General features: G+C 41.7%; 7 protein-coding genes. 4 read left to right on the top strand and 3 right to left on the bottom strand.

Annotation, left to right across the window (positions count from 1 at the left end):
• The first annotated feature begins 7 nt into the window (after window positions 1-7).
• The 4 genes from IFO69_RS05805 (at window position 8) to IFO69_RS05790 (ending at window position 5,776) form a co-directional block, all read left to right on the top strand.
• The gene (locus tag IFO69_RS05805) at window positions 8-1,447 is read left to right on the top strand and encodes an arylsulfatase B (RefSeq protein WP_192009138.1); all 1,440 of its coding nucleotides are present in this window, start codon (window positions 8-10) and stop codon (window positions 1,445-1,447) included.
• Window positions 1,432-1,674 (top strand): hypothetical protein, encoded by a 243-nt coding sequence (locus tag IFO69_RS05800; protein WP_192009137.1) that lies wholly within the window; start codon window positions 1,432-1,434, stop codon window positions 1,672-1,674. Before IFO69_RS05805 ends, IFO69_RS05800 begins: the two co-directional genes overlap by 16 nt.
• Complete coding sequence (locus tag IFO69_RS05795; RefSeq protein WP_225444020.1) at window positions 1,671-2,681, top strand: glycoside hydrolase family 43 protein; 1,011 nt, start codon at window positions 1,671-1,673, stop codon at window positions 2,679-2,681. Before IFO69_RS05800 ends, IFO69_RS05795 begins: the two co-directional genes overlap by 4 nt.
• Window positions 2,682-3,304: 623 nt before the next feature.
• A complete protein-coding gene (locus tag IFO69_RS05790) occupies window positions 3,305-5,776 on the top strand; it encodes a Kelch repeat-containing protein (protein WP_225444019.1) in 2,472 nt (823 codons plus the stop codon).
• A 19-nt stretch (window positions 5,777-5,795) separates the two neighbouring features.
• Here the strand turns inward: IFO69_RS05790 and IFO69_RS05785 are convergent, their stop codons facing one another.
• The 3 genes from IFO69_RS05785 to IFO69_RS05775 all read right to left on the bottom strand — a co-directional run bounded on the left by IFO69_RS05785 (window position 5,796) and on the right by IFO69_RS05775 (window position 11,097).
• On the bottom strand, window positions 5,796-8,000 hold the full coding sequence (locus IFO69_RS05785; RefSeq protein WP_192009135.1) for a hypothetical protein: 2,205 nt from the start codon (window positions 7,998-8,000) through the stop codon (window positions 5,796-5,798).
• A gap of 196 nt (window positions 8,001-8,196) precedes the next feature.
• On the bottom strand, window positions 8,197-9,009 hold the full coding sequence (locus IFO69_RS05780) for a DUF3823 domain-containing protein (RefSeq protein WP_192009134.1): 813 nt from the start codon (window positions 9,007-9,009) through the stop codon (window positions 8,197-8,199).
• A 30-nt stretch (window positions 9,010-9,039) separates the two neighbouring features.
• Window positions 9,040-11,097, bottom strand: coding sequence for a RagB/SusD family nutrient uptake outer membrane protein (locus IFO69_RS05775; RefSeq protein WP_192009133.1), 2,058 nt, complete (start codon window positions 11,095-11,097; stop codon window positions 9,040-9,042).
• Window positions 11,098-11,099 lie beyond the last annotated feature (2 nt).

The raw sequence follows: 11,099 nt of genomic DNA, 5'->3' as shown, positions 1-11,099 counted from the left end.
ATTTTTAATGAAAGCAAAGCATAAAATAACCCAAAACCTTGTCAACACCCTGTTTATAATCGCGGCTTTTCTTATGGTGGTTTTACTACCGAGCATAGGCTATGGCCAAGAGCGTCCCAATATTATCCTGATACTGGCAGATGACTTGGGATATGGAGATGTGGGATTCAATGGTAGTGAAATTCCCACGCCCCGAATCGATGATTTAGCTTCCAAGGGAATGATAATGGAAAGGTATTACGTAGCACCTGTATGTTCCCCTACCCGCGCAGGTTTGATGACCGGGAGATATCCTGACCGCTATGGGCTAAGGGAGACAGTCATTCCTCCTTGGCGTGATTTTGGGGTGGATACTGCGGAAGTATTTTTACCTGAAATTTTGGAAATGGCTGGGTATAAGCATCGTGCAATGATAGGAAAATGGCACTTAGGACATTCAAAATTAGCCTATCATCCACTCAATAGGGGATTCACCCATTTTTATGGCCATTATAACGGTGCGATCGATTATTTTACCCATAAGCGGGAAGGTGAGCTTGACTGGCATGATGACTTTGCTCCTTCCTATGATAAAGGCTATGCCACGGATTTATTAGCAGAAGAAGCAGTGGACTGCATCAAGGAATACAATGGGGAGTCCCCATTTTTTATGTATGTAGCTTTTAACGCTCCTCACTCGCCACTGCAGGCAAAGGAGGAGGATTTATTGGCAAGTGGTTTTGATAAAAGTTTACCTCGCTTTTCCACCAATAAAGGCTATGGAGAAATGGGCAGAGGGAATACCAAAAAGCAAACCTATGAAGCGATGGTAAGGGCACTGGATAGAGGGATTGGCCAAATTATGGATGCCCTGGCCGAAGAGGGAATACTGGAAAATACCATTGTGATCTTTCATAGTGATAATGGTCCTGCTCCGGGTGAAGGTGGTACTGCTGGAAATCTCAGAGGTCATAAATTCCAAGAGTGGGAAGGCGGCGTGCGAGTGCCTGCTGTAGTTTACTGGAAAGGTAAATTTGACGGAGGCAAAAAAATCGATCAGGTGATGGGCTTTGTGGACATGTTTCCCACATTAGTTGAATTGGCTGGATATAAAGGCGAACTTAACCTGGCTTTGGATGGACTCAGTATGGTGTCTGTGTTAGAGGGTAAGGAAGAGCGGATTGAGCGTGATTTTTACTTGGGCTGTGGGGCAATGGTCACCCAAAGCTGGAAGCTGGTGCTGGAAAATGGGGGTAATCCGGGCATGGAACTAAAAGAAGATCTATTGTTCAACTTGCAAAATGATCCCTACGAAACCAAAAATGTGAAAAAAGCTTATGAAGAGCGTTTTTTGAAAATGAAATCATGGATCCAAGTGTATGAGGAGATTCAGGCCGATCAAAATGTTCCTGCCTATCATGTGGGCAAAGAAGGGTTTAAAGCACCAAAAGAATGGACGATTCAGTAGATGGAGAAAAGCCAGATGAAAAACCCTTGTTTCGGTACTATCCAAGTGAAACCGGAAATTGGGAGAGTAGAATGGCAAGGGCCGTGCAATTTGAGGATTTCAAACGACTTGAATTCAATCTGGATGGAAGGTTGAAGAGCTTCATGGCATGCTTGAAAGTTGGAAAACAACAGTGGATGCCGAAATTCCAGTCATTCAAAAAAAGTAATTTACCTTTAGTTGTATGAAAAAGCAATACACAAATAACATGTTTGACCTGCTCAGAGTATTAGTGCTTAGTACTTTGGGCTTTTTGAAACTATCGGTACTATGGGCACAGGTGGATCAAGGCGAAGTCCTGCAAATGGCCGACCCAAGCATTTTTTATCATGAAGGGACTTATTATCTGTATGGTACAGGAAGAGCAGATGAAGGATTCCAAGTTTATACTTCCAAGGATGCCAAGCATTGGTCAGGACCGGCAGGAAAGCTAAAAGAGGGTTTTTGCCTCCATGAGGAGGATGTTTTTGGAGACCATGGGTTCTGGGCACCGCAGGTGTTTTGGGAAAGTGGGAAGTTTTATATGGCTTATACGGCCAATGAACATATTGCTTTGGCAGAAAGTGATAGCCCATTAGGCCCTTTTCGCCAGACGGTAAAGCAGGCCATTGAAGGAGATGGTAAGATGATAGATCCTTTCTTTTACCGGGATCAAAATGGGAAAGCCTATTTGTATTTCGTAAAAGTAGCCGATGGTGGTAATAGAATTTATGCCGCAGAAATGAAGGAAGACCTGAGTGGTATAAAGGTGGAAAGCAGCCAACTTTGCATCGAAGCTACCGAGCCTTGGGAGAATGCAGAACAGGCAAATTGGACCGTGACGGAAGGCCCATCTGTTTTATTCCATGATGGGCATTATTATTTGATTTACAGTGCGAATGATTTTAGAAGCAAGCACTATGCAGTAGGTGTTGCTATTAGTAAGCATCCCCTGGGGCCATGGAAAAAAATGGATGCTCAGCCCGCTCTTAGCCAAGAATTATTGGGTGTACCAGGCACCGGGCATGGAGATTTCTTTTCAGTGGATGAAGACCTGTTCTATGTGTTTCACACCCATCAATCAACAGAAAGGGTAGGACCAAGGAAGACGGCTTTGATCATAGCTAAATTTAATGATTCAGCGAATGGTCTAGACGTATTGGATTTTTTACCCAAGAGCTGGAACTATCTGTATGGGGAAGGCTTTGCCAAATAGTGACAGGCACAGATTATGGATCCATAAAATCAAGCAAGAAATATCCTGAAGGGGGAATAAGGTATCCTGGAATCTAAATAAACCATCTGTCATTGATTATTTGCTTATATGTATGATATTGGAGAGAAGGTAAATTATCTTTCAACATAATTAAGAAAGCATTCGTGTCAAAATTGCGAAAATTTTACATTTGAATGAATGACTATGTGTTTGAATCAGAGGAGTTACTTCAGCTTGATTCTTTATCCATCAATATGAACCAATACATTTTGCGAATTAGTCTAAGCGTAGATCAAGAACCTATTTGAAGGAGACTAATTAAGAATGAAGGCCAAGATCTTCCCAAAAGAATTAGTTTAGAATCAATTAGGAAATAGTATAGCAAAAGGCAATATTGAGATATGTGCAACATTGGGTGTGCATTGATGGATTAGGTTTAATCCCCGAGATTAAACTTTTGTAAATGATTTGACGAAATGACAAACTGTTTTTTTTAATTTCGTGGACTTGAAAAATATTGAATTAATATGATCATTCCCCATATATGAGTTTGATTTATAATTAACCCGATGCTCCTATTTACTAAAATTCACTTATTAGTTTCATTGATTCTCGGCTTCATCATGTCTCAATCTTACTTCACCGGGGGGCTAAAATTTCATGGCAACGAAGAAGCGATAGACCAGCGTACCTCCTACGATATTTTTGGAGAGCACGAAGTTGAATTTTCTGATCATTTTACGATTGACTTTAGCCTATCATTGAGCCCTATCGATGAAATAGGATATATCCTCAGAATTAAAAATGGTGTAAACAGAAGAATTTTTAATTTATTCTATGACAGTCAGGGTGATCGCATTGTCTTTAAGTTTAATGAGGAAGGGAAAAGCAATCTCATTGTGGCCAATATGGACAAAGACCAGCTGTTCAAAAAGCAATGGTTTGATGTGAAAATCTCATTTGATCTAATAGGGGATGCCATTACCTTATCCATCGATAACGAAATATTTTCGGCCAAAAACCAGCAGTTGGATGACACTTATCTTCCAAGGATTCTTTTTGGGAAAAGTGATCATATCATTGACGTGCCTGCTTTTGCAATTAAAAACTTGTCCGTTGTAGGAGAAGAAACCTACAGTTTCCCCTTGTATGAAAATGAGGGTAATATTGTCCATGATATAAATGGAAATCCTTACGGCGAGGTGATCAACCCTGATTGGCTGAAGAATTATGCCTATTTCTGGAAACATCAAGTTTCCTTTAGTTCAAAATCTGTAGCAGGAGCAAATTATAATCCCCAAAGAAAGGAAATATACTACTATAACCAGGATTCCATTTGGAGATATAACGTACAGACAGGCAATACACATCTTGAGGTGTTTGACCAGAAAAACCCTGTCAAACTTATCTTGGGCACTAACTTCATCGATACTTTAGAAAATAGATTGTATACCTATGAGGTGTATTATGACAAACCCTATGAAGGACCAACTGTCGCAAGTCTTGATCTTGATAACTATCAATGGACTGAAGAAAGCTATGAACAACTTCCAACCCAGCTTCATCACCATGGGGCCTATATAAACCATTCCAAATCTCAATACAGTATTTTCGGAGGCTTTGGTAATATGAAATATAGCAAAGACTTCTTTACTTTCGATTTGGAACAAAAAGAATGGAAAGTGGAAGAGGGTTTTACTGGTGACGTAATTTCTCCACGCTACTTCTCCTCAGTTGGTTACCAACCAGAAAACAACAGCGTCTATGTTTTAGGAGGGATGGGGAATGAGTCTGGAGACCAGTCAGTTGGAAGGAAATACTACTATGACCTCTATCGCGTAGATATGGATACCAAAGATGTCACCAAACTTTGGGAGATTCCGTGGGATAATGATAATGTCGTTCCCGTTCGAGGAATGGTATTATTAAACGATTCCACTTTATATACGCTTTGCTATCCTGAGCATTTTTCTGAGTCCTACCTTCGCCTGTATCGATTTTCCCTGAAAGATGGAAGTTACGAAATATTAGGAGATTCCATTCCGATCCGTTCGGACAAAATAACTACGAATGCCAACCTCTATTTTGACAAAGGACTCAATAACCTGTATGCTGTTGTGCAGGAGTTTGAGGATGATATTTCCTCGGATCTGAAAATTTATTCGTTGGCTTTTCCGGCTATTACAAAGGAAGAATTGTCAGATTTTCCGCAAAAGCAAAATCGCAAAGCAAGTCTCATTGCACTGCTACTAGGTGTTGCGATGATAGCTATGGGGATGGGGTACTTTTTGTACAGACGATTTAAACTCAAATCATCTGAAAGAGAAAAGGCCGATGTAGAATCGGATAGATATATTTCCGTTTCCAAGAAGGAACAGACGGTTCAGCCCAATTCCATCTACCTTTTTGGGAATTTTATGGTTCGGGACTCAAAGTCCAGAGACATTACCTACATGTTCAGTGCACAATTGAAGCAAGTCTTTTGTCTTATTTTGCATTACAGTATTTCAGAGGATGGGATTACTTCACAGCATCTCAGTAATTTACTTTGGCCAGATAAACCTGCCGATAAGGTTAAAAACTCTCGAGGGGTGACGATTAATAACCTACGTAAAACCTTGAGCGAACTGGATGGAATAGAATTGGTCCACGAAAAAGGGCACTATAAGATTGTTCTCCATGAAGAAGCCTATTGTGACTACTTAAGGTGTTTGGAGATCATTTCTGCTCATGAAATGAATACGTATAGAGATGAGTTCGCAGGAATCGTCCACCGTGGTAAATTCTTGTATCTTTCGGATGATCCCTTGTTTGACTTGTTCAAAGAGGAAGCAGAAACCAAACTTGAACCAGTCTTGATACTAGAGGTGGAAAAAAGCTTTGCCAGCGAATCGTATCAGACTACTATTTCGCTGGCTGAAGCCCTTTTTAATATTGATCCTTTAAATGAAACAGCTTTAGTGTATCAAGTCAAGGCAATGTTGAAATTAAGTATGAAAGAAGAATCCAAAATTGCCTACAGGACTTTTGTGATTGAGTACAATAGAGTCACAGGTAAGGAATTTGGTCATTCTTATTCAAGTATCAGCTTATAAGAAAGTAAAGTGGCCTGGCTTACCATTTCAATTTCACATAAACTCCATCGGGATTGTTTTCAAAGCTCAAGAAACAAGTTTTACTGGATTCATCCCATGAACTTTCTGCTTCTAAAACCTTTCCGGTAGCATCTGTGATGGCTATGGTTTTTGCTTTTTCCGGTAGGAGAATCCTCATTACATTGGTTGTGTTCAGTGGACTTTTTGCGACCAAAGAATATCCGTTTTTATCCACTTTCTCATCGTAAATCCTAGAGGCCGTTGCCAAAACCTTTGGAGTTTGCGGTTCCTTTACACTTTCGATATTGTACAAAAACGCTTGTTCTCCAGGTTGTACTTGTTTTTCGTTAAGTACAGGGATTTCAGGGTCAAACAAATCAATAAATTTTCCCTTGACATGATATGGAGATTGGTCTTCGTTTTCATTGACAACAGAAATGATTTCATAGGGTCCTCTGGTCAAAGAGAAGTGATTCTTGAATTCAAGCATACCAGACTCGGTATCTTCATCATACAATTTCTTGATGGTGTTCACAAACTCAGCATCATTATTTTCCTCCAAAATAAATTCCTTAGGGTCTTGGCGAATAACCACTACTTTGCCTTGGCCATAATTGAATTCGCCTGCCTCAAATGGGGCTTTAAGTCCCAGTTTCTGAAATAAGTCTTCAGAAGGAGCTTTGAAGTTGTTTCCATCCTTGTTCCACCAATCTTGAACAGTTTGAAATGGATCCTCATCCCTGCCACAGTAAACCAAAACCCCACCTTTTTTAACCCAATTTGCTATATGTTCATGGGCTTCCCTTTCCATTGGTTTCATATTGGAATAGGACATGGTCAGGATGTTCACATCCTCCCAAGTTCGAGGAAAGGAGGCGTTTTCAATATGGACTGTTTTGACTGGCACGCCTCGCTTGAGTAGCGGTAAGGCCTGTCCATAAAAATTGGACAATTGAGGATCATCATAGCCCTGATGGGTAGGGAAGCGCTGGAACATGAGAGAATTTGACATCAGGATCCCTATTCCGTGGGAGCCACTCACTTTATTTTCAGAAAGTGGCATATCGTTCAGTGTGTTGATCATCACTTGCATCTGGGTGGAATAAAAACGGGGGATACGCTCTTTCTTGTCACTGTCTGCGCTGGTTCTGTAAAGTCCTTCATAGATACGGTCGGGCCAAGGCATCACTTCATAGTCAGCCACCATTGGATAGAGCAGTTGTGCTGCAAAGGTGGCTTGGTAGTTTTTCTTATAGTCAGCCCAATCTCTTGGCCAATCTTCGATCGGGTCGGTCAAGAAATATACTTTTCTACCAGTAGGGGCGGTCATGGATTCCATTGAGCCATATTCCAAAAAAGCTGTTTCAAATACCCGCTCCTTTGCCTGGCCATTGAAATAATTGGGTTCTCGAGAAGTCCCCGTCCATACTTGGGCAATGTAACCATCCACACTTGGTAAAGAGGCCAAACTTGCTTCTGGGCTGACGATCATCCACTGGGAATAATTCACCAGTGAATGGGTAGGGACGTAGCAGCGGACTTCCATTCCTTTTGTTTTGCCATATTCCTTTGCAAAGGAAAAACATTCCTCTACCGCTCGATAATATAAGTGGTACTTCAGCTTATTGGACAGATAGGTGTTTTCAGCCGATTCATGCTGAGGTCTCCAGTCAAAGCCATAATAGTCCTTCCATTCTCTTTTGAAGGCTTCACTATAGCCTGCCCTGGCCCAAAACTCAGGTTCTTCAAGGTATATAGCATCTATGCCTGCATCAATCACCCTTTTGATTACCTTTTCTTTCATGTATTCGATGAAATTCATGGACGGTACGATGTAGGGTACCATGCGCCCATGCCATAGGGTATCACCTTTCTGGGTAACTTGTCCTTCATCCAGGTGCCATTCACCATCCCATTCGCCAGTGAAATAATCTTGGTATTCACCCCAAGCAATTCCAGACATAAAATGGGTTGTATACCCTTTGTCACGCCAAGTCTGGACACGTTCTTCAAAGGTCATATTTGCTTTTCCGTGATGGTCTTTTACACTATAGACAATTGCCACGTCTGCCCTCACGTCTGTTACTGGCTTCCAAGGATTGGAAGTTTGAAAAGCTGTTTTTTCTCGTTCTTGAATTTTTGGAGTATTTTGGTCCTGTGGAGGCTCGGCACAAGCCTGAAATAGGAGAAGGCCAAGGAGGTATCGTAAAGTAGTTTTTTGCATGGTTATCGAATATCTGATTTTTCGCAATTATGCCAGTAAGTTTTACCGCACTTCATCTTATCAGTCAAGAGGTGGCTCTGACAAAAAGCGCATTAAAATAACTGTTCTTAAGAAATGGTTTAGAGGGTTGATTTCTATATAAAAATCAATTGAAAAGCCATCCGACTAGTCGGATGGCTTTTCAATTACTTTCTTCTTAATAAACCAACACTTGACGTGCATCATTGTAGTTCCAACGTCGGGTTCCGCTTCCCCTTGGGGTGTCGAAATTTATTCGAGCAGCTGCCCGCACAAAGACCATTCTGCCTTCAGGGATCGTTCCATTGGATTCAATGGTGATGGTCTCACCCAGCATCGAGTTGAATGATGAACCTGAAAACTCCAACTGGCTTGACCAACGCTCATCTCTGGCACGATAGCCGACAGTGGATGAATAGCTCACAAATAACTGAATATCTGTTACATTCTGAAAGCTGTTGCTATAGCCGCCCATTGGTTCGATTTTGGAGCGAAACTCCTCCTCTGATACACCTCGGGTTACACGGATTTGAGCCCTTACTTTTCCATTGATCACTTCAGGATCTTTTACCCATTCCACTCTCAAAAAAGGTTGTACTTCAAAGGTTACATTGGAAACTCCCCTGATGTCCAAAGTTTGGGTTTCGTCTGCAAGGGGTACTCCTCGATCATCCTCGCGAATAAGTGGGATAAAGGGTCCATCTATTCTTACATTATAGGTTCCTGAAAAAAGTTTGGTGTTCTGGAATGTACCATCAGGCATGCAAAAGAAATCAGGGTTTGGAGAAACATTGTCTCCCCAGCTTAACTCGGTTAAACGAACACGAATACCTTCACTTCCCTGGTCTGTAAGTATAGGCTCTCCGGTCTCCAAATCCACTACTTCACCTTTGAGGGTCTCGGCTGGAAGATCGTAGTTATCCAGTTCAAACATGCTGCAAGAACTAAGGGAAAACAGCGTCGCTAATATTAGGTATGCTATATTTTTCATCTTCTAAAATTCTAGGTTATTGATAAATCCTTATCGGTTGGGTTGTTGATCGATTACCGGACTCTTGGAAACTTCCCCACCCGGAATGGCGAAATAGTAGTCGATAATATTGTATTCGAAGGTCTTCAAACTAACCCATTGGAAACGGGCATCGAAGAAGTATTTGCCACTTTCAGCAGATAAGAAAGGATAAAGACCTCTGAAGCGATAGCGGGAGTTCATACTAAAGTCTTCCTTGTCTCTGATCTCACCCCAGAATCCATCTCTTTCTTCATAATGCTGCACTCGCCATCTGCGCAGGTCCCATTTGGTTTTATGCTCCAAGGCAAGTTCTTTTCTACGTTCTTTTCGTACGATATTACGACTTTCAATATCAGAAGTAAGCATTCCACTAAGCAGGCTTGCTCCGGCACGTTCGCGAATATCATTGATTCCAGAGGTCGCTACTTGAAGCATGTCCGACCCATCAGGTGAAGTCCCTCCAGCAAGTCCCAATTCCACAGCTGCTTCCGCTGCATTGAGCAAGATATCTGCATACCTCATCAATACGAAGTGTTGATCAGACCTACCTTCTCCAGCTTCAAAAGAAGGATCAGGGTTTAACCATTTTCTTCCATAAAGTCCTGTGAGGGTGCTTTCTCCATTATTGTAAAAAGGACCATTGGCTCCAGCGGCAGTGATCTGTTCACCATCAATATTGACCAACTCTTGGCTTCCTCCTTCTCTTGCACTGAGGAAAAGCTCCTTTGGTGCCTGTGTATAGATAGGCAATTGCTGATAGCGAGTTTCAGCAGTCGCATAGGAATAGTCATTGAATAATGGCTGAATAGGCTCAGATCCGGTATAAACCCCTGCCCGGATTTCAATCTCCTGATTTTTGAAAATATCTCCAGGGAAAATAACATAGGCACGAAGACGAGGCTCTGCGTCTTGAAAGAAGTCCATTGGCGAATCATACATCAAGTAATCGCCTTCTGTATTGTTCGATCCAGTAGTTACTTTAATGGTTCCATCAGGATATCTGTCAAAACCTTCAAACAGCTCCATAAAATCCAATGTCGGGCAAGTACCTGATGCTAATGGAGCTTTGAAAATAAAGGGAGCGCTGTAGGCATCATACCCGTGCGTTGCTACAGGGAACTGATATTCTTTTACATAGATGTTTTCAGGGCTAGTAGGGTCACTAAACATGTCCACCATATTCTGGTACTGCGCTTCAGGGTCATTTGCCGCCCATTTTTTTGTGTATAAAGAATATTGGCCACTTTTGATTACTTCATTGGCAGCAGAGTAAGCCTCCTTGAAATACTTAACTGACGCAGCTTGGGCACTCTCTTCAGAAAAGCCAATAACCCTTACCCCAGTCTTTAGGCCAGTACCTGTAAGTCTTCCTGGTACAGTTTCATTGTATTTGGCGACACTACCTGCATAGAGCATGGCTTCAGACTTGAAGGAGAGTGCCACATATTTATTGGAATATCCGGACTTTGGGCTAGTGGGCTGCAATAATTCAATAGCTTTATTATAGTCAGCCAATACTTGGTTCCAAGTTTCCTCTTCAGTAGAACGAGGGATTTCCAAGGTTCCTTCCTCTGCTGGATATCGCAATACACTGGTTACCAATGGAACTCCACCAAAACGTTTTGCCATGGCAGAAAATACAAATGCCCTTACAAAATAGGCTTCACCCAAATAGTGATTATAGGTCACCTCTGGAAATGCATCTGCATAGTCTGGCAGTTTTTCCAATAAGTAATTTGCTTCTCTTAATAAACCGAAGGCCCTTCCCCAATAAGGGGTTCTTTCTCCGGTGAAGGCTGAACTGATACCATCACGGTTTACAGCTTCTCCAGTACCCTCAATTCCAAGTGAACCGAGCCAGGAATTATATTCCACTCCCCATTGCGCCATGTACTTGAAGTCCTCAAATGGCATCTTGCTGTACATGCCTGCTATGTATACATCCATGCCTGATTCACTGGTCATTAGTGTCTCGTCACCGATTACATTTGGTGGAGGCACATCCAGGTTTGTACAACTGGAAATGTACAATAAGCTGAATAGCAATAATATGATTCTTATTTTCATGA

Source organism: Echinicola arenosa, assembly GCF_014841125.1.
GTDB lineage: Bacteria > Bacteroidota > Bacteroidia > Cytophagales > Cyclobacteriaceae > Echinicola > Echinicola arenosa.
The sequence above is the reverse complement of the archived record's forward strand: the minus strand, read 5'-3'. Positions and strand labels throughout refer to the sequence as shown.